At 61.3% G+C, this 26,360-nt stretch carries 26 protein-coding genes; 16 read left to right on the top strand and 10 right to left on the bottom strand.

Features of this window, described 5'->3' with window-relative positions; all coding sequences use genetic code 11:
• Positions 1 to 29 precede the first annotated feature (29 nt).
• The gene (locus JOZ06_RS14975) at positions 30 to 965 is read right to left on the bottom strand and encodes a LysR family transcriptional regulator (RefSeq protein ID WP_293233834.1); all 936 of its coding nucleotides are present in this window, start codon (positions 963 to 965) and stop codon (positions 30 to 32) included.
• Between the two features lie 152 nt (positions 966 to 1,117).
• Between JOZ06_RS14975 and JOZ06_RS14970 the strand changes: the two genes are divergently transcribed.
• Positions 1,118 to 2,563: an MFS transporter gene (locus JOZ06_RS14970; RefSeq protein WP_293233832.1), complete on the top strand. Its 1,446-nt coding sequence runs from the start codon at positions 1,118 to 1,120 to the stop codon at positions 2,561 to 2,563.
• 5 nt (positions 2,564 to 2,568) lie between these two features.
• On the opposite strand, the gene hflX is transcribed toward JOZ06_RS14970, so the two are convergent.
• A complete protein-coding gene (gene hflX / locus JOZ06_RS14965) occupies positions 2,569 to 3,951 on the bottom strand; it encodes a GTPase HflX (RefSeq protein ID WP_293233830.1) in 1,383 nt (460 codons plus the stop codon).
• A 47-nt stretch (positions 3,952 to 3,998) separates the two neighbouring features.
• Here hflX and JOZ06_RS14960 point away from each other — a divergent pair, with 47 nt between their 5' ends.
• Positions 3,999 to 4,979, top strand: a complete 981-nt coding sequence (locus JOZ06_RS14960; RefSeq protein WP_293233828.1) for a pseudouridine synthase — start codon at positions 3,999 to 4,001, stop codon at positions 4,977 to 4,979.
• Positions 4,980 to 5,084: 105 nt separating this feature from the next.
• Entirely contained in the window at positions 5,085 to 5,825 is a 741-nt protein-coding gene (locus tag JOZ06_RS14955) for a metallophosphoesterase family protein (RefSeq protein WP_293233826.1), read from the top strand.
• A 247-nt stretch (positions 5,826 to 6,072) separates the two neighbouring features.
• Here the strand turns inward: JOZ06_RS14955 and JOZ06_RS14950 are convergent, their stop codons facing one another.
• A complete protein-coding gene (locus tag JOZ06_RS14950; protein WP_293233824.1) occupies positions 6,073 to 6,636 on the bottom strand; it encodes a sugar O-acetyltransferase in 564 nt (187 codons plus the stop codon).
• Between the two features lie 10 nt (positions 6,637 to 6,646).
• A complete protein-coding gene (locus JOZ06_RS14945; protein WP_293233822.1) occupies positions 6,647 to 7,246 on the bottom strand; it encodes a TetR/AcrR family transcriptional regulator in 600 nt (199 codons plus the stop codon).
• 177 nt (positions 7,247 to 7,423) lie between these two features.
• On the opposite strand from JOZ06_RS14945, the gene JOZ06_RS14940 reads away from it, so the two are divergent.
• From JOZ06_RS14940 to JOZ06_RS14930, 3 genes are read left to right on the top strand one after another with little or no spacing between them, the layout of a single operon-like run.
• Positions 7,424 to 8,542: an efflux RND transporter periplasmic adaptor subunit gene (locus JOZ06_RS14940; RefSeq protein WP_293233820.1), complete on the top strand. Its 1,119-nt coding sequence runs from the start codon at positions 7,424 to 7,426 to the stop codon at positions 8,540 to 8,542.
• Between the two features lie 3 nt (positions 8,543 to 8,545).
• Positions 8,546 to 11,686, top strand: coding sequence for an efflux RND transporter permease subunit (locus JOZ06_RS14935; protein ID WP_293233818.1), 3,141 nt, complete (start codon positions 8,546 to 8,548; stop codon positions 11,684 to 11,686).
• Positions 11,683 to 13,083 carry an efflux transporter outer membrane subunit gene (locus JOZ06_RS14930; RefSeq protein ID WP_293233816.1) on the top strand — a complete coding sequence of 467 codons (1,401 nt, stop codon included), beginning with the start codon at positions 11,683 to 11,685 and terminating at the stop codon, positions 13,081 to 13,083. The genes JOZ06_RS14935 and JOZ06_RS14930 overlap by 4 nt, the downstream gene beginning before the upstream one ends.
• Positions 13,084 to 13,434: 351 nt before the next feature.
• On the opposite strand, the gene JOZ06_RS14925 is transcribed toward JOZ06_RS14930, so the two are convergent.
• On the bottom strand, positions 13,435 to 13,887 hold the full coding sequence (locus JOZ06_RS14925; RefSeq protein WP_293233814.1) for a helix-turn-helix domain-containing protein: 453 nt from the start codon (positions 13,885 to 13,887) through the stop codon (positions 13,435 to 13,437).
• A gap of 299 nt (positions 13,888 to 14,186) precedes the next feature.
• Here JOZ06_RS14925 and JOZ06_RS14920 point away from each other — a divergent pair, with 299 nt between their 5' ends.
• The 9 genes from JOZ06_RS14920 to JOZ06_RS14880 all read left to right on the top strand — a co-directional run bounded on the left by JOZ06_RS14920 (position 14,187) and on the right by JOZ06_RS14880 (position 21,423).
• Positions 14,187 to 14,621 (top strand): hypothetical protein, encoded by a 435-nt coding sequence (locus JOZ06_RS14920; RefSeq protein ID WP_293233812.1) that lies wholly within the window; start codon positions 14,187 to 14,189, stop codon positions 14,619 to 14,621.
• Between the two features lie 61 nt (positions 14,622 to 14,682).
• On the top strand, positions 14,683 to 14,913 hold the full coding sequence (locus tag JOZ06_RS14915) for a DUF2789 domain-containing protein (RefSeq protein ID WP_293233810.1): 231 nt from the start codon (positions 14,683 to 14,685) through the stop codon (positions 14,911 to 14,913).
• A gap of 29 nt (positions 14,914 to 14,942) precedes the next feature.
• Positions 14,943 to 15,350 carry a GFA family protein gene (locus JOZ06_RS14910; RefSeq protein ID WP_293233808.1) on the top strand — a complete coding sequence of 136 codons (408 nt, stop codon included), beginning with the start codon at positions 14,943 to 14,945 and terminating at the stop codon, positions 15,348 to 15,350.
• 191 nt (positions 15,351 to 15,541) lie between these two features.
• On the top strand, positions 15,542 to 16,276 hold the full coding sequence (locus JOZ06_RS14905) for a peptidylprolyl isomerase (protein WP_293233806.1): 735 nt from the start codon (positions 15,542 to 15,544) through the stop codon (positions 16,274 to 16,276).
• 399 nt (positions 16,277 to 16,675) lie between these two features.
• Positions 16,676 to 16,987: a cupin gene (locus tag JOZ06_RS14900; RefSeq protein WP_293233804.1), complete on the top strand. Its 312-nt coding sequence runs from the start codon at positions 16,676 to 16,678 to the stop codon at positions 16,985 to 16,987.
• A 309-nt stretch (positions 16,988 to 17,296) separates the two neighbouring features.
• A complete protein-coding gene (locus JOZ06_RS14895; RefSeq protein WP_293233802.1) occupies positions 17,297 to 17,827 on the top strand; it encodes a rhodanese-like domain-containing protein in 531 nt (176 codons plus the stop codon).
• Between the two features lie 9 nt (positions 17,828 to 17,836).
• Positions 17,837 to 18,781: a serine O-acetyltransferase EpsC gene (epsC, locus tag JOZ06_RS14890; RefSeq protein ID WP_293233800.1), complete on the top strand. Its 945-nt coding sequence runs from the start codon at positions 17,837 to 17,839 to the stop codon at positions 18,779 to 18,781.
• A gap of 73 nt (positions 18,782 to 18,854) precedes the next feature.
• Positions 18,855 to 19,784 carry a family 2A encapsulin nanocompartment shell protein gene (locus JOZ06_RS14885; protein ID WP_293233798.1) on the top strand — a complete coding sequence of 310 codons (930 nt, stop codon included), beginning with the start codon at positions 18,855 to 18,857 and terminating at the stop codon, positions 19,782 to 19,784.
• Positions 19,759 to 21,423: a family 2A encapsulin nanocompartment cargo protein cysteine desulfurase gene (locus JOZ06_RS14880; protein ID WP_293233796.1), complete on the top strand. Its 1,665-nt coding sequence runs from the start codon at positions 19,759 to 19,761 to the stop codon at positions 21,421 to 21,423. Before JOZ06_RS14885 ends, JOZ06_RS14880 begins: the two co-directional genes overlap by 26 nt.
• A 264-nt stretch (positions 21,424 to 21,687) precedes the next feature.
• On the opposite strand, the gene JOZ06_RS14875 is transcribed toward JOZ06_RS14880, so the two are convergent.
• From JOZ06_RS14875 to JOZ06_RS14860, 4 genes are read right to left on the bottom strand one after another with little or no spacing between them, the layout of a single operon-like run.
• Positions 21,688 to 22,398, bottom strand: a complete 711-nt coding sequence (locus tag JOZ06_RS14875) for an amino acid ABC transporter permease (RefSeq protein ID WP_293233794.1) — start codon at positions 22,396 to 22,398, stop codon at positions 21,688 to 21,690.
• Complete coding sequence (locus JOZ06_RS14870; RefSeq protein ID WP_293233792.1) at positions 22,388 to 23,131, bottom strand: amino acid ABC transporter permease; 744 nt, start codon at positions 23,129 to 23,131, stop codon at positions 22,388 to 22,390. The genes JOZ06_RS14875 and JOZ06_RS14870 overlap by 11 nt, the downstream gene beginning before the upstream one ends.
• Positions 23,128 to 23,880 (bottom strand): amino acid ABC transporter ATP-binding protein, encoded by a 753-nt coding sequence (locus JOZ06_RS14865; protein WP_293233790.1) that lies wholly within the window; start codon positions 23,878 to 23,880, stop codon positions 23,128 to 23,130. Before JOZ06_RS14865 ends, JOZ06_RS14870 begins: the two co-directional genes overlap by 4 nt.
• Before the next feature lie 41 nt (positions 23,881 to 23,921).
• Complete coding sequence (locus JOZ06_RS14860; RefSeq protein WP_293233788.1) at positions 23,922 to 24,701, bottom strand: ABC transporter substrate-binding protein; 780 nt, start codon at positions 24,699 to 24,701, stop codon at positions 23,922 to 23,924.
• Positions 24,702 to 25,071: 370 nt separating this feature from the next.
• On the opposite strand from JOZ06_RS14860, the gene JOZ06_RS14855 reads away from it, so the two are divergent.
• Entirely contained in the window at positions 25,072 to 25,731 is a 660-nt protein-coding gene (locus tag JOZ06_RS14855) for a hypothetical protein (protein ID WP_293233786.1), read from the top strand.
• A 283-nt stretch (positions 25,732 to 26,014) separates the two neighbouring features.
• On the opposite strand, the gene JOZ06_RS14850 is transcribed toward JOZ06_RS14855, so the two are convergent.
• The gene (locus JOZ06_RS14850) at positions 26,015 to 26,272 is read right to left on the bottom strand and encodes a hypothetical protein (protein WP_293233784.1); all 258 of its coding nucleotides are present in this window, start codon (positions 26,270 to 26,272) and stop codon (positions 26,015 to 26,017) included.
• Positions 26,273 to 26,360 lie beyond the last annotated feature (88 nt).

Here is a 26,360-nt window from a genome sequence, read left to right as displayed (position 1 = left end):
CGAAAGGGTCTGCCGTTTTTTTTGTCTATTCAGGCGCCGAACAACCGTGCCGCTTCGGCGGCGATCACCCCGCGCACGAAACCCCAGAGCGGGTCGCTGCTGAGCCGCGGGTGCCAGACCATCTCGATGTCGATCGTCAAATCCGGATCGTCGATCGCCACTTGGCTCAACGCGGGGTGGCGCTCGCGCAGGTAGCCGGACATGGCCTCCGGCAACACGGCCACCGCCGCCATCGATTCCAACAGCATCGGCAGCGCCAGCAGGCTGGCGCCATGCGCCACCACGCGGCGCGTGAGGCCGCGCGCGCTCAGGCAGCGCTCGATCAAGCCAGCGCCGTCGCCGACGTAGGAGGTGTGCAAGTGCGGCACGGGCGTCAGATCGGCCAGGCCGAGCCGCGCGGGCAGGTCGAGCAGCGAGGGGTGATAGAGCGCGATAAAGCGGCTGTTGAACAACGGCAGGCGTGACAGGCGCGGGTTGAGTTCTGGGAAATAACCCAGGGCGCCGCTGACGTGGCCTTCTTCCAGCGCCGTGGCGACTTGGCGCGAAGGCATGGCCTCGATCGACAGATTCAAGCCTGGGGCCTGTTGGTAGAGCGCGACCAGCACGCTGGGCAGCAGCACCGCCTCCAGCAAGTCCGGCATCGCCAGATGCAAGGTACCTTGGGCCGCCGACGGATCGAAACCGGCATGGGAGACGAACAGGCGCTGCGCCTCGTTCAGCCAGTCGAGCAGGGGCTGGCGCAGCGACTGCGCCAGCGGCGTCAAGGCCATGCCGCGCCCGCTGCGGTACAACAGCTCGTCGCCGAACTCGGCGCGCAGATGCTTGAGTACGTGGCTGATGGCCGGCTGCCCCAGGCAAAGCCGCTCGGCGCTTTGACTGACGCTGCCGGTTTGCAACAGCGTGTGCAGTACCACCAGCGCGTTCAAATCCAGCCGGCGCAGGCGTACGCCATTCACATTATCCATTTCGATATTCCGTATTAAATATATCGATTTTTGGAATATTAATGACGTCATTATACTCAAGCCGTTATTGCTTGAGTTGTTTTGTTATGACGCACCCCACATCGAACGCGCGCGCCTTGCCATGGCACATTGTGTGCATTATGGCCGTGGCCATGATTGAGTTTCTCCAGAACGGCATGCTGAATTTTGCCGCCAGCTATGTCATGGGCGGCATCGGCGCCGGTCCGGAGGAATTTAGTTATGCCGCCATGGCGTACGCCAGTTGCGCGGTGCTGGCTTTGAGCCAGCAACGACGGCTGACCCTGGCGCTGGGGCCGCGTCGATTGTTGCGTTTATCGATGCTAAGCTTTGCCGCCGGCGCCGTGCTCTGCGCGCAATCCCACGGCCCGGCGGACTTTATCCTTGGACGCGCATGGCAAGGTTTTGGCGCGGCGGCGTTTTTCACCGGCGCGCGGGTCGAGGTCAACCGCATCGCGGGGCCGCAGCGCACACTGGCGCTGGTCGGTTTCGGCCAGGCATTGCTGTTGGGCTCGGCGATGGGGCCGCTGTTGGGCGGCTGGCTGCTGTCGGTCGCCGACTGGCATTGGCTGTGCTGGGGCATTCTGCCGTGGACGCTGATGGGCTGGGTTGCCGCCGGCCGTTTCGCCGAGCGTGACGAAACCGCCTACCAGGCGGGACACGCCACGCCGCGCGCGCTATGGTGGTTTGCCGTGGCGGTGTTGCTGCTGCAATTCCTGATTCAACAGACGCCGTACAACTATTTCGGCCGGCCCGATATTCTGCTTGGCCTGCTGGCCGGCCTCACGCTCGCGGTCATCGTCTGGCTGCGCCGGGCTCGCCCGGCCGGCGTTGGCGACATGTGGCGCCAATTGGCCCGGCGGCGTTATTTGCTTGGACTTGTCTATTACTTCGTCTGCTACACCATGGTGGCGGCCAACAGCTACATCATGCCGCTGCTGGTGCAGCAGGGGTTGGGCTTCACCGTGCCGACCACGGGCGTGTTGCTGTCGATCAGCTTTCTGGCCGGCCTGGTGTGCGCATCGATCTATGCGTTGCTGTTGGCGCGCGGCCACGTGAGCACGCTCAAGCCGGTGATGGTGCTGGGCATGATGTTTTTGGCGGGCTATGGCTTGCTGATGAGCGGACTGAACGGCGAGGCGACCATGGGGCGCATCGCCGCCATCCTGCTGTGCAACGGCGCTTTCATGACGGTGTTCATCATGGCGGTGGCGCAGGGCACGTTCGGCGCGGTCGAGCCGGGCGCGTTCTCGCATGCCTACCAGACCAAGAACATCATTCGCCAGCTTGCCTTGTCCAGCGCCGTGTCGGTGAGCACGGTATTCATCCAGGGGCGCAACGCCTTGCACTACAACCGCCTGATCGAGCGCTTCGATGCCGGCGGCCCGTGGCTGGCCGACGCGGTGAGACAGCTGCGCACGGCTTTGCCGGCCATCGACCCGCAAAGCGCCGTGGGCCTTCTTGGCGCCGAGCTGTCGCGGCAGACGCTGATGCTGTCCTGCCTGGAGTTTTACCGCTTGGAAATGTGGGTTGGGCTCGGCATGGCGCTGATCCTACTCATGCAGAAGTCTTTCCGCTGAGCGCGTCACACTTCCCAGTATTCCTTTTCCCGGCCTTGCGAGCCGGGGTAGATCTGCGCGCGCAGACTGCGTAGTTTGTCCGGTTCCCCGCGGACGCGGAACCAACTGCCGTCTTCCTCCGTACGCTCTTCCAACACCTGACAGTGACGGTAGATCTCGCCGCGCAGCTGCTGTTCCGACCACGGCAGCAGCAGCTCGTCTTCCATCAGATCCTGTCGGAAGAAGGCGACAATGCGGGCATGCAAGCTAGCCACTTCTTCCGGACGACGCGCGCTCATCACCACGCAGCCCGGATAGCGCTGCTGCAATTCGGCGGTCCAGGCCGCCTGTTCGGCTTCATCGCCGACATGGTCGATCTTGTTGAATACGCGCAGGCGCGGCACGTCATCCGCGCCGATTTCCCGTAGCACCGTGTCCGTCACTTCCAGCTGGCGTTCGAAGCCGGGGTCGCTGGCATCGATCACATGGAGCAGCAGCGCCGCATCCAACGCTTCTTCCAGCGTGGATTTGAACGAAGCCACCAGTCCGTGAGGCAGGTTCTTGATGAAACCGACCGTGTCGCTGACCAACACGCGCGGCACGCTTTCCGGATAAAGGGCGCGCACCGTAGTGTCCAGCGTGGCGAAGAGCTTGTTGGCCACCAGCACCTCGCTGCCGGTGAGCGCCCGCATCAGTGTGGACTTGCCCGCATTGGTATAACCCACCAGCGACACACCGCCCAAGCCCTGACGCTCCAGGCGGCGCGCGCGCTGAGTCTTGCGCTCCTGTTCCATGGCGACGATCTCGCATTGCAGTTCGGCGATGCGGTCGCGCACCTTGCGACGGTCGAGCTCGGTATGCGATTCGCCGGCGCCGCGTCCTCCCGTGCCGCTGCGTTGCCGGCCTTGCGGGCCGGCCAGTTTGGCCGCCTCTCGCAGGCGCGGCGCCATGTAACCGAGACGGGCGATCTCCACTTGGGCACGCGCCGCGCGCGAGCGGGCATTGCGATGGAAAATTTCCAGAATGACCATGGTGCGGTCCATCACCTCGCAACCGACGGCCAGCTCCAAGTTGCGCGCTTGCGAAGGGGAAATTTCATGATCCACCAGCAGCACGTCGATCTCGACCGCGCTTGAGGCCCGCGCCGGCGGCATCTCGTCCTGTTCGTCGCCGTTGCCGGCGCGCTGAACGTATTGGCCGATTTCTTCCCGTTTGCCCACGCCGAGATAGGCGGTGCGGTCGAAGCTGCTACGCTTTTGCACAAAGGTCTCTACGACCTGGAAACCCAGCGTTTTGGCCAATTCGGCGAGCTCGGTGAGCGAGGCCTCGAACTCGACGTCGCTGACGTCCGGTAATTGGACCGAGGCCACAAGGGCGTAACGGGGCTTCTCTTTGACTTCTGTGTGCATGTACGGAGTGCTTTATAAGGGGGGGCGAGCCAGGATATTACTCGTAAATGATGATTTACGCTGGCCAGAAACGATGGCCGCGCTGGTCCGACTTCCGCGGTAGCCGTATCATCCTCGCCATGAATCATGTGAACGCGCCGGTACCCAGCCGCAATGGGATCTCTCCCAGCCATCTACATCTGCCTCCCGGCTCGTGGCCCTCGCTGCTGGCTTTTCTGCTGCACCGTTTCCCCCACATCAGCGAGGCGGCCTGGCGCGCGCGCCTGGCCGGCGGGCTGGTGTGCGACAACACGGGCCTGCCGTTGCGGCTGGACAGCGCCTACCCGGCCAATCAGCGCATCTGGTACTACCGGGAGGTGGCGGAGGAAGTCCTGGTGCCGTTTGCCTCGACGGTGCTCTATCGCGACGAGCGATTGGTGGTGGCCGACAAGCCGCATTTTCTGGCCTGCATGCCGGCTGGGCGCCATGTTCACGAAACCTTGTTGACGCGCTTGCGTGTCGCGCTGGACCTGCCTGAACTGACGCCCATCCACCGGCTCGATCGCGAGACAGCGGGCGTGATGCTGTTTTGTACCCGGCGAGATGACCGCGGCGCCTATCAAACCCTGTTCCAACAGCACCAGGTGCAGAAAGAGTATGAGGCCATCGCCGGTTTTAGCCCGGCGCTTCCCTTGCCGGCGGTACGGCGCAGTCGGCTCAGGGAAGGGGCGGACAGCTTTCTCATGACCGAGGTGGCCGGCGAGCCGAACAGCGAGACGCGTATCGAACTGATCGAGCGGCAAGGCGCGTTGGCGCGCTATCGGCTCACCCCGCTGACCGGCAAGAAACACCAGCTGCGCGCGCACATGGCGGCCTTGGGCATCGGCATCCACGGCGACCCCTGGTATCCCTCGCTGTTGCCGGCCAAACCCATCGACGATTTTTCCGCACCCTTGCTGCTGCTGGCGCGGGCCATCACCTTTGTCGATCCCTTCGACGGCGGCACGCGCAGCTTCCGCAGCGCGCGGACGTTGGACTGGCCGCGCTGATCGCCCGTGCGTTGGCTGTGCGAACGCGCACTACATGAAGGCTGCTAGCGGGGGCGGCGATGGTCCATACTGCAAGTATCGCTATCGCCTATTGAAGGTTTCCTCATGAAGGTTGCAGTGGTTTCCGACATTCACGGCAATATCTGGGCGCTGGAGGCGGTGATCGCCGACATCGCGCGTCAAGAGGCCGATGTGGTGATCAATGTCGGCGATATTCTCTCCGGTCCGCTCGACCCCGCCGCTACCGCCGAGCGCTTGATGGCGCTCGATTGGCCGACCATTCGCGGCAACCACGAACGCCAATTGCTCGCCTGCGCCAAAATCGCCGGCGGGCCGTCCGACCAATTCGCCTTCGAACACACCACGCCGGCGCAGCATGACTGGCTGGCGTCGCTGCCGGCCGAGCTGACGTTCGACGACCCGGGTATTTACGTCTGCCATGGCGTGCCAGGGGATGATCTGACGTATTTTCTGGAAGAGGTGACGCCTAGCGGCGCGCGCACCGCCGCGACCGAGTCGGTGGAATTGCGCGCGGCCGGCATTCGCGCCGGGCTGATCTTGTGCGGCCATTCGCACAAGCCGCGCGTGTACGCGCTCTGCGATGGCCGCCTGGTGGTCAATCCGGGCAGTGTCGGCCTGCAGGCCTACAACGACAATCATCCCCATTTCCATGAGATCGAGAACGGCAGCCCGCATGCGCGCTATGCGCTGTGCGAACTGCGCGACGGCCGCTGGGATGTGGGCTTGCGCGCGGTGACGTACGATCACGCCGCGGCCGCCGCCTGCGCGCGCGCCAATGGCAGCGACGAGTGGGCGCGCTGGCTGGAGACGGGCAGGGCGCGTTAGAACCTCTCACAGAACACATACCGTGGTTGGGTAGCGTGCGTTCGCGAAGCAACGCACGGCCCCAATGCCCGCGCAAGCCGTGCATTGCCTGCGGCGAATGCACGCTACAAAACCTGGGCGGATGCCTTTCGCAGTTGGGTAGCGTGCGTTCGCGAAGCAACGCACGGCCTTAGGACCCGCTCAAGACGTGCATTACCTGCGGCGAATGCACGCTACAAAACCTGGCCGGTGCTTTTGTTAGAGATTCTTAGTCCGGATTCAATCGCCGTGACACGCGTGCGGGATTGCCCACCGCCAGCGAATCGGGCGGCACGTCGCGGGTGACCACCGCGCCGGCGCCGACGATGCTGCGCGCGCCGATGGTGACGCCCGGCAGCAGGATGGCGCCGCCGCCGATCCAGCAGTCGTCCTCGATCGTCACCTTGCGGCAGGTGGTCTGCCAGTCGCGCCGCGGCGCAAAATCCAGCGGGTGGGTGGCGGTGTAGATCTGCACGTTGGGCGCGATCAACACATGACTGCCGATTTCCACCTCGCCCAGATCGATGATGGTGACGTTGAAGTTGACGAAGGTGTTTTCGCCGAAGCGGATGTTGCGGCCGAACTCGCACAGAAACGGCGACTTGATCACGCAGGAGGGCGGGCAGGCGGCGAACAATTCGGCCGCCGCGGCGTGGCGCGCGTCGCGGTCTTCGTCGGCCACGGCATTGAAGCGCGCCAACAGCCGTTGACCGCGCGTGCGGTCGCGGTGAATCTCGGTCATGTCCTCGGTCAAGATGCCGCCGGCCAGCAGCCGGTCCCAATCGCCTTGCATGTTTGACTCCTCAGTACTCCAGGATGAAACGGATCGTTGGGCGCAGCAGCGCCAACAAATTGTCGCGATCCAGCGTACCCGAATGGATGGCGCGCACCATCAGCCCATCGCACAGGGCGCCGATCAGGTCGAATTTGCTGTCGATCTCGGTTTGCGTCAGCGGCCGGGAGCTGCCTTTGCGCAGCAGCTCGCCTACCGTATCGCGGATCTTGTCGTGCGAGGCGCGCACGATGGCGACCACCTTGGCGTTGCGCGCCGCTTCGGCCAGGATCTCGATTTGCAGCGCGGCGTAGTCGGGGTCGAGCCAGTCCCGGATCGGATCGTCCAATTGCGCCAGCATGTCCTCGAAAATATTGCTGCTGTTGAGCAGATGCTGGATCGACGCCAGCCATTCGTCCAAGTCCTTCTGCACGATGGCGTCGATGATGGCTTCTTTGTTTTCGAAGTAATGGTAAATGTGGCCGACGCTCATGCCGGCTTCCTTGGCCAGCTGCGCCATACTGCTGCCGTGAAAGCCGTAGAGGCGGAAGCAGCGCGCGGCGGCTTCCAGCACTTGATTGCGGCGTTTGCTCGCGCGTTCTTGTTCTACCGCGATGGGTTTAGGCGCCATTAAGAATTTCCTGAAAGTAAACAGCTAAACTGTTGTTCAAACTTTACCGGTTGCTGAATGGTTCGACTTTAGCATAGAATGAACGCTCGAACTAGATTGAGCGTTCATTCTAAAACTAAAACGTTCCGCCGCACTGCCCCCTTGGTCAGGTGGAGCACTCACTGGATCAGATCTCGTATGCAAAGAACTCTCCCGTTATTCCGCGGCGCCGCGTTGGCGCTGCTCGTGGCCGCCGGCTTAAGCGCCTGCGGCCAAGGAGCGGCGAGCCAACAGCATGCCGCCGCGGCGGCCAACGTCGGCGTGATGACCATCGCGCCGCAGCGCGTGTCGCTGGATACCGAATTACCCGGCCGCACGGCCGCCTACACCCTGGCCGAAGTGCGGCCGCAGGTCAGCGGCATCGTGCTCAAGCGGCTGTTTACCGAAGGCGCCGACGTCAAGGCCGGCCAGCCGCTGTATCAGATCGATCCGGCGACCTACCGCGCCAGCCTGCAAAGCGCCGACGCCAGCCTGGCTTCGCTCAAGCTCAAAGCGGAGCGCTATCAGCAGCTGATCGCCATCAACGCCGTCGGCCAGCAAGACTACGACGACGCCATGTCGGCGTATAAGCAAGCCCAGGCGGCGGTGGACACCGCGCGCATCAACCTCGGCTACACTCGCGTGCTGGCGCCGGTCTCCGGCCGCATCGGCAAGTCGACGGTGACCGAGGGCGCGTTGGTGACCGCCGATCAAACCACGGCGCTGACCACCATCCAGGCGCTCGACCCGATCTACGTCGACGTGACGCGCTCCAGCGGCGAACTGCTGCAATTGAAGCAGCAGCTGGCCAGCGGCGCGCTCAAGAGCGCCGGCGAAGACGCCGCGCGCGTGCGCCTGGTGCTGGAAGACGGCAGCGCCTATCCGCTGGAAGGCAAGCTGCAGTTCACCGACGTGACCGTCGACCCGAGCACGGGCGCGGTGACGCTGCGCGCCGAATTCCCCAATCCGAAACATGCGCTGCTGCCGGGCATGTTCGTGCGCGCCAAGCTGATCGAAGGCGTGAACGAACAGGCGATCCTGGTGCCGCAAGACGCGATCAGCCACAACGAGAAGGGTGACGCGGTGGCCATGGTGGTGGGCGCCGGCGACAAGGTCGAAGCGCGCGTGGTGCAAACGCCGCGCGCGGTCGGCAACCGCTGGCTGGTGAGCGAGGGCCTGAAGGCTGGCGACCGCTTGATCGTCACCGGGCTGCAGTACATCCGCCCGGGCATGCCGGTCAAGGCCGTGCCGGCGCAGGGCGCCGAGGCGGGGGAATAAGCCATGGCGCGTTTCTTTATTGATCGCCCGATCTTTGCCTGGGTGATCGCCATCATCATCATGCTGGCCGGCGTGCTGGCGATTACCGGCTTGCCGGTATCGCAGTACCCGAACATTGCGCCGCCGGAGGTGTCGATTCGCGCCACCTACCCGGGCGCTTCGGCCGGCACCATTGAAAACACCGTCACCCAGGTGATCGAGCAAAACATGAAGGGGCTCGACGGCCTGCTGTACATGTCGTCGACCAGCGATTCCTCCGGCGGCGTCAGCATCAACCTGACCTTCGACGCCGGCACCAACCCGGACATCGCCCAGGTGCAGGTGCAAAACAAGCTGTCGCTGGCCACGCCGCGTCTGCCGCAGGTGGTGCAGCAACAGGGCATTACCGTCAACAAGGCCAACGCCAGCTTCTTGATGGTGCTGGGCTTCGTGTCGGAAGACGGCTCGATGAACGCCACCGACCTGGCCGACTACGTGTCGACCAACGTGCTCGACCCGATCAGCCGCGTCAACGGCGTTGGCAGCGTGCAGCTGTTCGGCGCGCCGTACGCGATGCGCGTTTGGCTCGACCCGAACAAGCTCTACACCTATAAGCTCAACCCGTCCGATATCTCGAGCGCGATCACCGCGCAAAACGCCGAAGTGTCGGCCGGCCAGCTGGGCGGCACGCCGTCGGTGAAGGGCCAGAAGCTCAACGTCACCGTCACCTCGCAAACGCTGCTGCAAACGCCGGAACAGTTCGGCAACATCCTGCTGCGCACCAACACCGACGGCTCGTCGGTGCGCCTGAAGGACGTGGCGCGCATCGAACGCGGCGCGGAAAGCTACGACTACACCACGCGCTTCAACGGCAAGCCGGCCACCGGTATCGCCATCACCCTGGCCACCGGCGCCAACGCGCTGGCCACCGCCAAGGGCGTGGAAGCCCGCATCGACGAGCTGGCGAAGTTCTACCCGCGCGGCATGAAGACCGTGTATCCGTTCGATACCACGCCGTTCGTCAAGATCTCGATCCGCGAAGTGGTCAAGACGCTGGCCGAGGCCATCGTGCTGGTGTTCCTGGTGATGTATCTGTTCCTGCAGAACTTCCGCGCCACCTTGATTCCGACCATCGCCGTGCCGGTGGTGCTGCTCGGCACCTTCGGCGTGCTGTCGGTCGCCGGCTTCTCGATCAACACGCTCACCATGTTCGGCATGGTGCTGGCGATCGGCCTGTTGGTCGACGACGCCATCGTGGTGGTGGAGAACGTCGAGCGGGTGATGAGCGAGGAGGGGCTGCCGCCCAAGGAAGCCACCAAGAAGTCGATGCAGCAGATCACCAGCGCCCTGGTGGGCATTGGCCTGGTGTTGTCGGCGGTGTTCGTGCCGATGGCGTTCTTCGGCGGCTCGACCGGCGTGATCTACCGGCAGTTTTCCATCACCATCGTGTCGGCCATGGCGCTGTCGGTGCTGGTGGCGCTGGTGCTGACCCCGGCCTTGTGCGCGACGCTGCTCAAGCCGGTGGAGAAGGATCACGAGAAGCACCACAAGGGTTTCTTCGGCTGGTTCAACCGCATGTTCGAGCGCAACACCGAGCGCTACCAGAGCGTGGTCGGCCGCGTGCTGGCGCGCGCCACGCGCTACTCGCTGATCTACCTGGCCATCGTCGGCATCATGGCGCTGTTGTTCGTGCGCCTGCCGACCTCGTTCCTGCCGGATGAGGACCAGGGGGTGCTGTTTTCCATGGTGACGCTGCCGCCTGGCGCGACCCAGGAGAGCACGGTCAACGTGTTGAAGAAGGTGGAACACCACTTCCTGGTGGATGAGAAGGCCAACGTCAACTCGATCTTCACCGTGGCCGGCTTCAGCTTCGCCGGTAATGGCCAGAACACCGGTATCGCCTTCGTCAGCCTGAAGGATTGGGACCAGCGTAAGGCGGCCAGCCAGAAGGTGGACGCCATCGCCGGGCGCGCCATGGCGGCGTTCTCGCAGATTCGCGAGGCAATGGTGTTCGCCTTCGCCCCGCCGGCGGTGATGGATCTGGGCAACGCCACCGGTTTCGACTTCCAGTTGCAAGATCAGGGCGGCCTCGGCCACCAGAAACTGATGGCGGCGCGTAACCAGCTGTTGATGATGGCGGCCAAGGAGCCCGGCTTGATGGCGGTGCGCCCCAACGGCATGGACGACACGCCGCAGTACAAGCTCGACGTCGACAAGGAACGCGCCGGCGCGCAAGGTTTGTCGATGGACAGCGTCAACAGCGTGCTGGCCACCGCCTGGGGCAGCTCGTACGTCAACGACTTCCTCGACAAGGGCCGCACCAAGAAGGTGTACGTGCAAGCCGACGCGCCGTTCCGCATGCAGCCGGACGACCTGAAGCGCTGGTACGTCAAGAACAGCAATGGCGACATGGTGCCGTTCTCCGCCTTCTCGCGCGCTTATTGGACTTATGCCTCGCCGCGATTGGAGCGCTACAACGGCGTGCCGTCGGTCGAGATCATGGGCCAGCCGGCGCCGGGCCTGAGCTCGGGCGTGGCGATGCAGACGATGGAGAAACTGGCGGCGCAGCTGCCGACCGGCATCGGCTACTCGTGGACCGGGCTGTCGTATCAAGAACGGCTGGCCGGCTCGCAGGCGACCTCGCTGTACGCGCTGTCGATGCTGGTGGTGTTCTTGTGCCTGGCGGCGCTGTATGAAAGCTGGTCGGTGCCGTTCTCGGTGATGCTGGTGGTGCCGCTCGGCGTGGTGGGCGCGTTGATGGCCACGTGGCTGCGCGGCCTGTCCAACGACGTGTACTTCCAGGTCGGCTTGCTGACCACCATCGGCCTATCGACCAAGAACGCCATTTTGATCGTCGAGTTTGCCAAGTCGCTGCAAGAGCAGGGCCGCGGCCTGATCGAGGCCACGCTGGAAGCCGCGCGCATGCGCTTGCGGCCGATCCTGATGACCTCGCTCGCCTTCGGCCTGGGGGTGCTGCCGCTGGCGATCTCCAACGGCGCCGGCTCGGGCAGTCAGCACGCGATCGGCACCGGCGTGCTGGGCGGCATGTTCGCCTCGACCGTGCTGGGGATTTTCTTGATCCCGCTGTTCTTCGTGCAGATCCGCCGCTTCTTCAGCAAATCGACCCAACAGGCGGCCCCGGCCGTCGAGAAGGAGACCGCATGATGCCGCGCATCCTGCCCTTGGCGCTTGCCGCCATCCTGCTGACCGGCTGCAGCTCGCTGTTGGCGCCGGACTACCAGCGCCCCGCGGCGCCGGTGCCGGCCGCCTTGCCGGACTATGGCCATCAGACCGATGCCCAGCGGCTGGCGCTGGACTGGCGCACCTTCATCCACGACGCCCGCCTGCGGCAAGTGGTTGAGACCGCGCTGGCCAACAACCGCGACCTGCGCATCGCCGCGCTCAATATCGACAAGGCGCGCGCCCAGTACGGCATTACCCGCGCCGACCTGCTGCCGTCGATCAACGCCACCGCGGCCGGCACGCATGCCCAGACCGCACAGGACCTGACCTCGGGCGGCACGCCGCGCGTGACGCACAGCTATAGCGCCGGCGTCGGCTTCAGCAGCTGGGAAATCGACTTGTTCGGCAAACTGCAGAACCAGAAGGACGCCGCTTGGGAGACCTTCCTGCAGAGTGCCGAAACGCGTAACGCCACCCAGATCAGCCTGGTGGCCGAGGTGGTCAACGCCTGGCTGACGCTGGCCGCCGACCAGGAACAGCTGAAGCTGGCCGAGGACACCCTGGGCAGCCAGCAGACCTCGTACGCACTGATCGCGCGCCGCTTCCAGTTCGGCATCGGCTCGCAACTGGACGTGAGCCAGGCGCAAACCACGGTCGATAGCGCCCGCGTCGACGCCGCCAGCTATCGCAGCCAGGTGGCGCAAGACCAAAACGCACTGACGCTGTTGGTCGGCGCGCCGCTGGCCGACAACCTGCTGCCGCAAAGCGGTCTGTTCGACGGCCCGGCGGTGCTGTCCGAGCTGCCGTCCGGACTGTCGTCCGACGTGCTGCTGGCGCGGCCCGACCTGCGCGCCGACGAGCACGCGCTCAAGGCCGCCAACGCCGATATCGGCGCCGCCCGCGCCGCGTTCTTCCCCAGCATCACGCTGACCGCCAATGCCGGCTCCGCCAGCAACGACATGGGACGGTTGTTCAAGGGCGGCAACGGCACTTGGAGCTTCGTGCCGCAGATCAGCTTGCCGATCTTCAACGGCGGCGCGCTGATGGCGTCGTTGGACGCGGCCAAGGTAACGCGCGACATCAACGTGGCGCAGTACCAGAAGGATATCCAGACCGCGTTCCGCGAAGCGGCCGACGCCATGGCGGTGCGCGCCAACATGGGCGAGCAATTGTCGGCGCAACAACGGCTGACCGACGCCAACGCCAACAGCTACAAACTGTCGAACGCGCGCTACCAAGCGGGCATCGACGGCTACCTGTCGCTGCTGGATTCGCAACGCTCGCTCTATGCTGCGCAACAGAAGCTGATTACGCTGAAGCTGTCGCAGGAGAGCAATCGCGTCACCTTGTTCAAGGTGCTGGGCGGCGGCGGGTCCTGAGCCGTTTTGCCTGGTAAAGCAAAACCCCAAACCCTTGGCTGGGTTTGGGGTTTTGTTTATTGGAATAGCAAAAGTGGGAATGGGTGCAACAGAATGCAAAGCGATACCACACTCGTGTTTGTGTCATTAGAAGGCTCTTGCCCATTCAGACTGAGTGAGTGTGCGAGTGCGTTGCAATTGCGCAGTGGTCAGATCTTGGCGGTGTAGTAGTACATTCCTGATCCACACATCGTGTATCCGTTCGGTCCACTTTGCTCGGTATAAATCTGTCATTGCCAGATGCATCAACAGGTCGCGTAAGGGCGCAGGGTAAAGGACACATGCGTCGTACACCGCCGAGAAACTGGTCATTTAATAGCCCATATTCAATTCTTGTGCTTGGGCCGACAGCTCCTCTAAGGCTTTCAATCGCTCCGTATCGATCCGGTTTTTGTACTGCGCTAGATCTTGGTAACACACGCGCCGGTGCGTTCCCACCTTGTGAAAGGGAATGTCCCCACCATCCAGCAATTTGACCAGATACGGACGTGAAACATTGAGCATGTCGGCCGCCTCTTGGGTTGTCAGCTCAGCATGAACGGGGATAAGGCTTACCGCATTACCTTGAGCCATCTGTGCCAGGATATCGATCAGCAGGCGATAGGCGGCTGTCGGCACTTGTACTGCTTCATGCTCTCCTGCTTGATCGATGACCCGAATTGACTGAGCTTCTTCCTGGCTGCTGAGATACAGAGAAAGTAGGCGGCTACTTTCCTTGGCTAGGGTTACTTCGGCCTCTGTCGGCAGGTCGGGTTTGACTGTCATGTTCATTATCTCGTCTCGGTGTGTCTTCGATTGCGTTGTCCCGCATCCGTTCATTGGGGCTAGCCTTTCGTGGTGCTGGTGCGGTGCCATGTATGGCATTTCTTCATTACGTTGCGAGTATAGATAAACGAAATAAGCGAAACAAGCGAAATAAACGAAACAAATTCTGGCTGACAGCGATGCCTAGGAGATGTCAGGCCTTTCTTCGGCTGTTCTCATGGTAAAAATAGGTAAAGTCACCATAGAAATGATTTGCACCGCCGATGAAAGGAGAGTCATCGATCAAAAAGGAGCAGGTCATGAATATCCAAACCGTGAGCGCATCGACTGGCAGCAGCAACAACAGCAGCGCGCTCGACGCGCAAATTCAGGCGATACAAAGCCAGATCAGCACGTTGCAGTCGTCGGAAATCACGCTGACGCAAGAGATCAACGCCTCCAGTAGTAGCAGCACGAGCAGCAGCAGCGCGACGGATAAAACCACGCTGGAGAAACAGCTGCAGCAAATCAAAAAGCAGATCGAAGCGTTGAACAAGCAATTGAGCCAATTGCAGCAACAAAAGGCACAACAAAGCCAACGCAAGAAAACCCAACGGACACAAAGCGGCAAAACGGGCACTCATGCCACCGCCAATGCCAATAATCAAAACGACGCCGGCACCGCCACCAGCACGGCCGCCACGTCGGACACGGGCGGCACCACCGGCACCACTGGGGTGGACACCTACGCCTGACGGTTTGTAGGCTGGGCGCGACGCGGTCTATGCTGGACTGGATACCCTCGGAGTGTGATCCATGGATACCAGCCGCCACGATCTGCCCAGCCTGTTCAGCCAACTGGGCCTGCCTGCTGAAATCGGCGCCATCCGCGCCTTCATCGTCAGCCACCCACTGCCGCGCGAAACGCGCATCCACGACGCGCCATTTTGGACCGCCGCCCAGTCCGCCTTCTTGAAACAGGCGCTGGATGACGACGCCGAATGGGCGGAAGCGGTGGACGAATTGGCCAATTTGCTGGCAGGCTGACGCCGTCATCATCCCTCGCGGAGCAATCTGTGCGTTCAAAATACGCTGGCCAGTGCCTTTGTGGCGGCATCCACTATTCGGTCGATGTCGACCCGGTCTTTGCGGGGAATTGCCACTGCAAAGACTGCCAAAGAACGTCGGGCAGCGCGTTTGTGCCCGCCATGGTTTTCCCGGAAAAAGACGTGGTGATTTCCGGCGAGGCCAAGTATTTCGCCTCAACGGCCGATAGCGGCAATACCCACAGCAGAGGTTTCTGCCCACATTGCGGCTCGCAGTTGTTCGCCAAATTCAGCCACCTTCCCGGCCTGCTGGGCATCAAGGCCGGCACGCTCAACGACAGCGCGCGCTACGTGCCCATGCTGGATTTTCACGTCGCCAGCGCCGCGACATGGGACGTGATGAACCCCGAACTCCCCAAAAAGCAGGGCGGGGCGTAAGGGTAGGGCGAGGGTTTTGAGGTGTGGGTTAAGCGCAGATCCACACCGTGATCTGGATTCTTGCATAAATGAAACCTTGTGCTGCATCGCCCCCGCCCTCTTGACATTCGCCGCATTGGCTTCATTTATTCCGTTCATTCAACACGCCGTGTACCCTTGCAGCGTACCAACCTTTCATTCAGGAAAATCACATGTCCATTCTCGTTAACGGCGTCGAAATCACCGAAGAGATGATCCAGGCTGAGCAGAACCACAATGCCGAGGCCCCCGAGCCGCGCGAGGCCATCATCCAGGAACTGATCCTGCGTGAACTGTTGCTGCAAAAGGCCCGTGCCGAAGGTCTAGACACCAGCAATGTCAGCGAAGCCATTGGCGCGCTGATGGAAAAGGAAATTCAAGTCGAGCCGGTGGATGAAGCCACCTGCCGCGCGTTTTACGAGCAATATCCGGAACGGTTCAACAGCGGCGAATCCGCCGTGGCCAGCCACATCCTGTTCCCGCTGACCGGCGGCGACGAGCTGTCCAACATGCTGACCAAGTCCAAGGCCGAAGGCGTGCTGAGCGAAGTCCAAGCCCGACCGTCGCTGTTCGCCTCGCTGGCTGAACAGCATTCCTCCTGCCCGTCGGGCAAACAGGGCGGCAACCTTGGCCGCTTTGGCCGTGGCCAAATGGTTCCGGAATTTGAACAGGCCGTTTTCAGCACCGATGCCGGCCAGATCAACCCGCAGCTCGTTCAGACCCAGTTCGGGTTCCACATCATCCAGGTCAACGAGCGCCACGCGGGCGAACAGATCAGTTTTGATGACGTCAAGGAACAGTTGCAGCAATACCTGACCAAGATGGCGGGCAGCAAAATGATGCATCAGTACCTGAGCAGCCTGGTTAATGCCGCCAAAATCGAAGGCTACACGATGCCTTCGCTGTAATGCATTGACTGACATCCTCCCTGGCCGGCGCCGAGGAACCGGTGACGATTTCTCGGCTTGGCAACGTGGGGGATGCCAGTTTTGTAGGGCGGGTTCGGCGCGAAGCGACAACCCGCCATCCCTCGCCAAGAAGATTGATGGTGGGGCGCTTCGTTAGCCATCCCAACAGCAGCGCCTCATGCATACCATGCGCCTGACCGGCATCCGCTCAGGTTTTGTAGTGTGCATTCGCCGCAGGCAATGCACGTCTTGCGCGAGCCCACAGGCCGTGCGTTGCTTCGCGAACGCACGCTACCCAACCGCGAAATGTGTTCTGTTAGAGGTTCTTAGCCTGACGTTGACGACGCGAAGGGCTGCCAAACATCGCTGAATCCACCACCACTTCACGAGCGACCATCCATGAAGGTTATTCGCAGCAAGGATTTCACCGCCGCGCGCGCCTGGGGCGCTGTCGATATCGCCAACATGAACGGGACCACGACCCGCCTGCACTGGACCGACCAACCGTACAAATGGCACGTCAACGATGGCGACGAGGTGTTTGCGGTGCTCGACGGCACGGTCGACATGCATTATCGCGAGTCTGGTATCGAGCAAGTCGTGACGCTGGAAGTGGGTGATGTGTTTTACGCCGGGGTGGGTTGCGAGCATGTCGCGCATCCGCGCGGCGAAGCGCGGATTTTGGTGATTGAGCGTGAGGGGAGTGTTTGATCGCGTGATTTTGGGCTGGAGCGAGGGTCTGTTATTCGGCCAGAGCTGCCGATCGAGACATGGCTCTTGCACGGCGGGTTTACACAGAAATCCAGACACGACCTGTGCTTAGGAAAAAGGGGTGATTCAGTTCAACACTAATCCATCTCAGTCTAGCGTTGTGTGCGATATATATTTGGCATATTATTGGTTGCTTCTTCAAGGTTTTATATCTCTATTGGTGCTAAGTAATGCATTTTTGATTCGTTCACGGTCTATTAGGCCTCGGCTATAGTCTTCTTGCCAACGTGGATAAGCACAGGAGCAGACATGGCCCAGATCTCTCTTTCCGGAAACCCTTCGCGGGTTTCCCCCGACTTGCCCATCGATCCGGGCGAGACCGATATCGTGAGCGAAGCAGTACAACTTTTGCAGCAGGCCCGACAACGCGGGCAGGCGGATGGGCTGCCCTATGCCGGCAGTTTGACGCCACAGGAGGCCTGGTCGTTGTTCGAACAGGGGGCCGTCGTGCTGATTGATGTGCGAACGCCTGAAGAGTTGCGTTATGTCGGCCGGGTTCCGGGCGTGAGCAATGTGCCATGGCAAATTGGCAGCAGTCTGTCGACCAACCCGCGCTTTTTGCGTGAGCTGGAAAGCAAGGCCGGTAGTAAAAATGAACCGCTGGTGCTGCTGTGCCGCAGTGGCAAACGTTCACATGCCGCGGCTGCCGCTGCGACCAAGGCCGGGTTTGGCCAGGTCTACAACGTGACCGAAGGCTTCGAGGGCGATCTGGACGAGCACCAGCAACGCGGTGCGCTGGGTGGCTGGCGCCACTGGCATTTACCCTGGATTCAAGACTGAGGGCGATCAATGCAAGGGATCATTCAGAGTCAGTTTCCGGTTCAGGATCATTGGCCTCTGGATGAGGTCCTGGCTGAGTTGCGCACTTCCCGTCAGGCCTGGTGTGCCGCCCATTCTGCGCAACAGGCACCGCGGGTTTATCCGTCCCGAGAGGTATTGCAGACACTGGTGCGCGATCTGGCCGGCGTGATGTTTCCGCTCTGGCTGGGGCCGGCCGGACTGTCGGCGGACGAGGTGGACCTGCATGTGGCGCTGACCTTGCCGAGTGTGCTGGATCGCTTAAGCGAGCAGGTTGGCCGAGAGCTGGCCGGGCGCCTGACTGCCGGGGCTGCGGGTCAGCCAGACCCGACGGCCAGGCAACTGGTAGGCCAGTTTGCCCGCCAGATTCCCGCGCTCAAGGCCCTGCTGGATGCAGATGCGCTGGCGGCTTATCAGGGGGACCCTGCGGCGCACAGCATTGATGAAGTGTTGCTGTGCTATCCGGGGTTTCTGGCCATCATTCATCACCGGCTGGCCCACCAGCTATATCGGCTGGGTGCGCCGCTGGTTGCCCGCATCATCACCGAAATTGCTCATAGTCTGACCGGTATCGATATCCATCCCGGGGCCACCATCGGCCCCGGTTTTTTTATTGATCATGGCACCGGTGTGGTGATTGGTGAGACCGCCATCATTGGTCGCAATGTGCGCATGTACCAGGGCGTGATTCTCGGTACCAAGCGCTTCTCAGTGAATGAAACCGGAGAGCTGGTCAAGGGGTTGCCTCGCCATCCGGTGGTAGAAGACGGGGTGGTGATTTACGCCGGCGCGACGGTGCTTGGCCGCATCACCATCGGTCAGGGGTCCAGTATCGGCAGCAATGTCCGTCTGACGCACAGTGTGGCGCCGGGCAGCCATATCATCCGGTCTGACCACGATATCGAAGGAGCCAGTCCCCATTTACCCAGGGAGTAGTCGTTCTGCTGTTTTCAGATCATGCACAGACTGGCCATGATCACCATGATTATCACAAGTGCAGGAGTCAATTATGAGTCAGTATCAGGAAGCTCAGCAGGCCCTCAGTGATAACGCCGCGAGGCAGCTTGCCAATACCACCAAAACGGTTCCCCAGCTGTCGCGCATTAGCCCGCGCTGGCTGACACTTTTGTTGCAGTGGGTGCCGGTAGAAGCGGGTATCTTCCGCCTCAACCGGGTGAAGAATGCTTCTGAAATCCAGGTGGCATGCTCGCATCGCGACGAAGCAGAACTGCCGCAAACCTTCGTCGATTATGAGGATCAGCCACGCGAGTTGTTCCTTAACGCGGTCACGACGGTGTTGGATGTTCATACCCGCGTTTCCGATCTCTACAGCAGCCCGCACGACCAGATCAAAGAGCAGCTGCGTCTGACCATCGAGATCATCAAGGAGCGCCAGGAAAACGAACTGATCAATAATCCGGAATACGGCTTGCTGGCCAATGTGGACGACGCGCAGCGTATCTCGACGTTGACTGGCGCGCCAACGCCTGATGACCTGGACGAACTGTTGGTCAAGGTCTGGAAAGAACCGGGCTTTTTCCTTGCCCACCCGCTGGCCATCGCTGCCTTCGGTCGTGAGTGCACCCGCCGCGGCGTGCCGCCACCCACCGTCAGCCTGTTTGGCTCGCAATTCATCACCTGGCGCGGCGTACCGCTGATTCCGTCCGACAAAGTGCCGATCAACGATGGCAAGACCAGCATTCTGCTGTTGCGGGTGGGGCAGAAACGCCAGGGTGTGATCGGCTTGTATCAACCGGGCGTGGCCGGCGAGCAAAGCCCGGGGCTGTCTGTCCGATTCATGGGTATCAATCGCAATGCCATCGCCTCCTATCTGATCTCGCTGTATTGCTCGCTGGCGGTGCTGACAGAAGATTCCCTGGCGGTGCTCGAAGACGTCGAGATAGGCAAATACCATGACTATCCAGACACTTACAAGTGAGTCCTCTCCGACGGGGCTGCCGGACCTGGCTGAGCTAGCCCGACTGGCCAACCAGTTTTTCTCGGCGCTACCCGGAGAGACTGCCACTGCCGACGCGGCCGCGCGCGCCAGCCCGGACGCGCCGCGCGCGGGAGAGCACCTTTCTCCCTCCGTCAGTCAGGCGACGCCCCGTTCCCCTTCCGACTATTACTTCCTCGCTGAGCGTCAGGAGCGTGGCATCGTGGTCGATGATCGGGTAACGGCCGAGTCTTTCGGTTTGCCGGGAGAGGCCGCATTGCGTGAACTGCTGCTGGAACCCGCACGTCCGGCGGTGCTAGCTCCGCCCGAACCGACAGCGCCAGGCGGCTATTATTTTGTCGAGGACTGGTCGCATCCGGGACGCGAGGGTCTGACGCCGCAGTTGGCCTCTGCGCCTAAGCACGGGCTGGATATCCACGCCATTCGGCGTGATTTCCCGCTGTTGGCCGAACGGGTCAACGGCAAGCCGCTGGTGTGGCTGGATAACGCGGCAACCACCCAGAAACCGCAGGCGGTGATTGATCGTCTGGCGTATTTCTACCAACACGAAAACTCGAATATCCACCGGGCTGCGCATGAAATGGCAGCGCGTGCGACCGAGGCTTACGAGGCTGCACGGGACAAGGTGGCGCATTTTATTGGCGCTGCCAGTGCGGAGGAGATCATTTTCGTGCGGGGCGCGACAGAGGCGATCAATCTGGTGGCGTCGACCTGGGGGCGGCAGAACATTCGCGCCGGTGACGAGATTGTTGTGTCACACCTGGAACATCACGCCAACATCGTCCCCTGGCAGCAGCTTGCCCAGCAGGTCGGGGCGAGTCTGAAGGTGATTCCAGTCGATGACGATGGCCAGATCCGGCTGGATGGTCTGCGGCAGTTGCTGAACGAGCGTACTCGTCTGGTGGCATTGACACAGGTATCCAATGCACTGGGAACGGTGACCCCGGTTGCCGAGGTCATCGCCATGGCGCATGCCGCCGGGGCGCGCGTGCTGATCGATGGCGCGCAATCGGTGTCACACCTGCGGGTCAATGTGGCAGTGCTGGATGCCGACTTCTTCGTCTTTTCCGGGCACAAGGTGTTTGCCCCGACCGGCATCGGGGTGGTGTACGGCAAGAAGGCCCTGCTGGACGAGATGCCGCCCTGGCAGGGCGGGGGAAATATGATCGCCGACGTCACCTTCGAGCGGACGCTGTTTCAGCCGCCTCCCAATCGTTTCGAGGCGGGAACCGGTAATATTGCCGATGCCATTGGATTGGGTGCGGCTCTGGACTATGTCAGTGGTCTCGGTCTGGAAGCGATTGCTGCCTATGAGCATGGCTTGCTGGAGTATGCCACGGCCGGGCTGCAGTCCATTCGCGGTCTGAGGCTGATCGGCACGGCGCGGGAAAAGACCAGCGTGCTGTCCTTTGTGCTGGAAGGGTATGCCCCGGAGCAGGTCGGCCAGGCACTCAACCAGGAGGGAATCGCCGTGCGTTCCGGTCACCACTGCGCTCAGCCGATTTTGCGTCGTTTCGGTCTGGAGGCCACCGTACGGCCTTCGCTGGCGTTCTACAACACCTGCGAAGAGGTCGACAAGCTGGTCGAGGTGGTGGGTCGTCTGGCTTCGGCAAGACGATAACGTTGATGAAGAGACAAAGCCGGCACGCCATGTGCCGGCTTTCAGGCTGTTGACTTAGTGGTTTGCGGTGGTTCCGGAGGGCCCGGCAAAGCCGGTCCTCGGAGGCAGCTTGCTGATTTCGCAGCCTGTCCATCGAATCCCCATCCCCCCGCCCTTGCCCTGCAAGGGGGCCTCCGCTTCGCGGAGATGGGGTTGTCAGCAAGCTGAAAGCCGGCACACCATGTGCCGGCTTTTTATTTGGCGCTGCCTGAGGAAGGTATCCGTTCAGACAATGGATAGCTGACGTCTGGCCAACCGATTCTCCAACTGGTGTGCTGCCCAGGTTAGGCTGCTGCACAACGCAAAATAAATCGCCCCGGCAGTGAGAAAGATTTCCAGTGGATAGATCTGCTCGCGGTTGTTGATCTGGCTACTGACCAGGGTCAGCTCGGGTACGCTGACCACAAAGGCCAGCGAAGTATCCTTGATCAGGGCAACGAACAGATTGACCAGTGAAGGCAGGATATGACTCAGTGCCTGTGGCAGCAGGACCCAGCGCAGACGCTGCCAATGCGTGAAACCACTGGCCATGGCGGCTTCATTTTGGCCCGGGGGCAAGGCAGCCAGGCCCGACAGGATCGTCAGCATGACACTAAAGGCATTGAACAGTGCCAGCGCGGCAATGACCGAGATCGTATCCGGTGCTCCGCGGCCGAGCAGCATGGGCAGAAGGAAATAGAGCCAGAAAATCAGCAGTAGCAAAGGGATGCCACGCACGAGTTCCCCCAGCGTGCCCAGTGCGGGCGCCAGACGGCGCGGGAAAAACCGGCAGAGCAGGGCCAGTACAAAGCCGATGATCAGCGCCAGCAGACCGGAAGACAGCGCGATCAACAGGGTCAGCAATACCCCGCCGATCTGCCCCTGGGCCAGATTGCCGACCAGCAGGTAGTGGGCGTTATCGATGATGACCTGAAAATGAAACCGCTCAACGGCCATGGGGTACCCCTTTGTCATGAAGCGGTGCGGGCCCAAGTCGTTGCAGCAACTGACTGAGTGCCAGCCCGATCAGCAGATACAGGACCGAGGCACTGGCATAAGCCTCGATGCCGTGGAAGTTGAAACTCTCGATCTGATTGGTCTGATACATGAGTTCTGCGACGGCGATGGACATCGCCAGCGGAGAGTTCTTCAGCACGTTCAGGTACTGATTCACCATAGGTGGCCAGGCATGAGCCAGCGCCTGGGGCAAAATCACATACCGCAAGGCCGGCCAAGTGGAAAACCCCTGACTGCGGACGGTCTCCCATTGGCCAAAGGGCACGGCCCTGACGCCCGCACGCAGATCCTCGGCCAGAAACGCCGCACTGAATAGACCCAGGCTCCATATCGCCGTCAGCATCTCGCTGCTGGGCAGGGGCAGGCCCAACAAGATGGGCCCGTTGGCAAGCGCATTGCGCAGTCCTTCTGGCAGCAGAGGGAGGGCGCCGAAATACCAGAACAACATCTGCACGGTCAGCGGGGTATTGCGGAACAGCTGAATCCAGCCGGCGGCCAGCCAGCCTGCGGGTCGCCACGGCACAAAGCGCAGCGCCAGCAATATCACGGCCAGCAAGCTGGCCAGCAGGCAGGACAGCACGGTCAGCAACATGGTGACGCCCACGCCATGCAGCAGCCAGGTCAGTGGCTGGCCGCTCCATACCGCGGACCAGTCGAAGTGGTAATGCTTCATGTGCTGGCCTCGCTCAGGTGCAGGGGACTGGTTAGTTGCTGCAGGAACTGACGGGCGCGCGGATGAGAGGGTTGGCGGAAAAAAGCCGCCGGGGTCGCTTGTTCGAGGATGCGGCCTTTGTCGACGAAAACGATACGGTCTGCCACCTCGCGGGCAAAGCCCATTTCATGCGTGACCACCACCAGGGTGATGCCTTGATGCGCCAGCTGCCGAATCACGGTCAGAACCTCGCCGACCATCTCCGGGTCAAGCGCCGAAGTGGGTTCATCAAACAGTAGGATGCGCGGAGACAGCGCCAGCGCCCGCGCGATGGCCACGCGTTGCTGTTGTCCTCCCGACAGATTGGCCGGAAACGCCGCCTGTTTCTCGCTCAGGCCGACTTGCTCCAGCAAAGCCACGGCCCGCGCCTCCGCCGCGGCGCGGGACTGCCCGGCCAGGCGTCGCGGTGCCAGCGTGATGTTGTCCAGCACATTCAAATGCGGATAAAGATTGAACTGCTGGAACAGAAAGCCGATTTCACGACGCAGGGCATTCAGGCTGCGCGAGGGGTCGTGCACCGACAAGCCGTCGACTAGGATCTCGCCGGCGTCAATTTCCTCCAGGCGGTTGATCGAGCGGATCAGCGTCGATTTGCCCGAGCCGGACGGGCCACAGATCACCACCACTTCACCCGTGGCAATGTGCAGGTCAATGTCCTGCAGGACGGGCACAGTGCCAAATTGCTTGCTGACTTTTTTGAACTGAATCATGGGGATACCAGAAGCCCCGCCAGAGAGGCGGGGCTGTTTTGTTACTGAATGGCAATCTTGAAGGTACGCGGCAGCGGGGTTTCACTGCCCTTGCCGAACCACTTGTTGTAAATCTTGACGGCCGTGCCGTTCTTTTCCAGTTCGACCAGAGTCTGGTTGATCTTGCCCAGTAAGCGGGACTCCCCTTTGTTGACCGCGATACCGATGTTTTCCACCGACAAGGTGTACGGCAGGATGGCGTAGCGCGACTTGTCCGGCGCCTTGGCCAGCAGGCCGGCCAGCAGGGCGCCATCCTGGGTGATGGCCTGGACATTGCCATTGCGCAGCGCGACCAGGGCCAGGGAGATCTCATCGTAGGAAAGCACATTGGCGCCCGGGAACTCCTTGCGCAAAGCTTGTTCTTCGGTGGTGCCCTTTACCGCACCGATGCGGGCATTGGCCAGGTCTTCCTTGTGAGGGAACTTGCCCTTGGGCGCGAGGAACTGCTGGCCACCGACAAAGTAAGGTGTGCTGAAATCAACTTGCTGGGCACGCTCCGGCGTAATGGTGAAGTCGGCCACGATCACATTGACCTTGTTCGAGACCAGCAGCGGGATACGGTTTGCCGGGTTAGTCGGCTGTAATTCCAGCTTCACGCCCAGCTTGCGGGCAATTTCACGGGCAAAGTCGATGTCGTAACCAGTCAGCGCATTGCTGTGTCTGTCCACGAAGCCAAAGGGAGGATTGCTGTCAAAAACACCAATCGTGATTTTGCCATCGCGCTGGATGTCATCGAGCTGATCGGCATGGGCCAGGCCCGCAACGCCCAGCGTCAGGGCCAATGCTGTAATATATCCTGCAGTTCTCATTGTCGCACCAAATAAAGTTATTAGTTATAAAGTCAACATGCTAACTTTGTGGTGCGCAATCATCCAATATTACTATTCGATTAATATATTCTAAGTTGTTATATCTAATTTGCATTAAATGGTCTGTGTGGCGTTTTGTACATAGGCGACGCTCCCCCTGTATGGCGTCGAGCGGGGCTCAACAATATCATTATGCATCGACCTATCCCCTTCGGCGTTGGCATCCCGGCGGCACTCATAGGTCCCCTCTTTTTATGCTGTTTTGATGGCTGTAGGCGTAATATTATGTCAACATCCAGAAGCGCCTCTGGCGTGACGAGAAACCTTAACGAGTGTCATCGCGATGAACTACACCCCACCTTTCATCAGCTACTTCCTGGAACGGCCGCTCAAAACAATCGTGTTTGTCGCAGGGTTTGTGTTGGCGATGGCGGTTGGTCAGACGGCTTCGTACATCTCCATGCTTTGGTTGTTGGTCATTGGCATGCAACCCATGCTGCTGTCCATGTCCTTAAGCTCCTTGAGCGGGCAAAACAAACTGCTTTACGACAGCACACCCAATCTGGACAAAGCCTACCTCCTCGGCGTTGCTGTTCCATACCAAGCGTCTACTTTGCGTAATGTCTACTTCTTTTCGGCCGATCTGATGCGCCAATGGATGTCACGGCAGGCGATGGTGCGCGGCGTGTTGTACATGATCGGTTTTGTTTTGGCTGTCGTGGATATCAGTAAGAATGCCCTGGCATGGTCAAACACCAACGACACGGCCATGATCATTCTTGAACTGTTGCTGGCGGGTTTTTACCTCTGGCGCTGCAGGGCGTATTTCCAACTGTGGCGAATGGCCGATCGGCAGCAATGGCAAGTGGGCGCCGCCATCATGGGTGAACAGAGCGCATCCGTTGTCTGCGCTTATTTACCCGCCGAGTCGCAGGGTGACAAGCAAGCTGCGCGTCCTTTCCTGGGCGCATTGCTTGACCCTGATGTATTGACGACGGGGTAGGGGGAAACGGGGGGTAATTTACTCCCAGATAGCATTCTGCAAAAAGTAAAGGCCGGGCTCAGTGATTCCAGCCCAAATGCATGGATGCCGCGACGCTACGAACTGCCAGAGAGGGGTGAGCCAAGTGGAACAATCGTCCAACGTACCGTCTGCGGCGGCACTCTTGGCTCAGTGGTTTGGCGCGTGTCTGTCTATCAGTAATACAAACCCAGATCGTTACATTCATTCGGGCAACGACGCAGACCAGGTCCGGGGCCCTACGGCCCCGCCTCCGGTTATCGCCTTAATCGGCGGTGAGCACTAAGCAGCCCGCAATCTCTCTCGCCCGCACCGCTTGCGGCAGATAGAGCCATGACGTGGTGGCGTCGACCGGCGCCACCGACCAGTTCAGACGGCTGTCGACGATCAGCCGGCGCATGTCTGTGCTGGAACGGTTTTGGCGCGGTTCGCACAACACCGCGATCAAGGAAAGTAACTGCTGCTGGCGGAGACGCTGGTTTGAATAGGGGGCGGAAACTGCATTACCATGGACAACAGCCATATCGACTACTCCTGGGTAGTTGGTTTGGTTAGCGGGTCTTGGGGTCTGGTCACCTCAAGGCCCGCGCCTGTTTGCGGCGGATGCCGCA

This window comes from Paludibacterium sp. (assembly GCF_019232825.1).
In the GTDB taxonomy this organism is placed as follows: Bacteria; Pseudomonadota; Gammaproteobacteria; order Burkholderiales; family Chromobacteriaceae; genus Paludibacterium.
The sequence above is the reverse complement of the archived record's forward strand: the minus strand, read 5'-3'. Positions and strand labels throughout refer to the sequence as shown.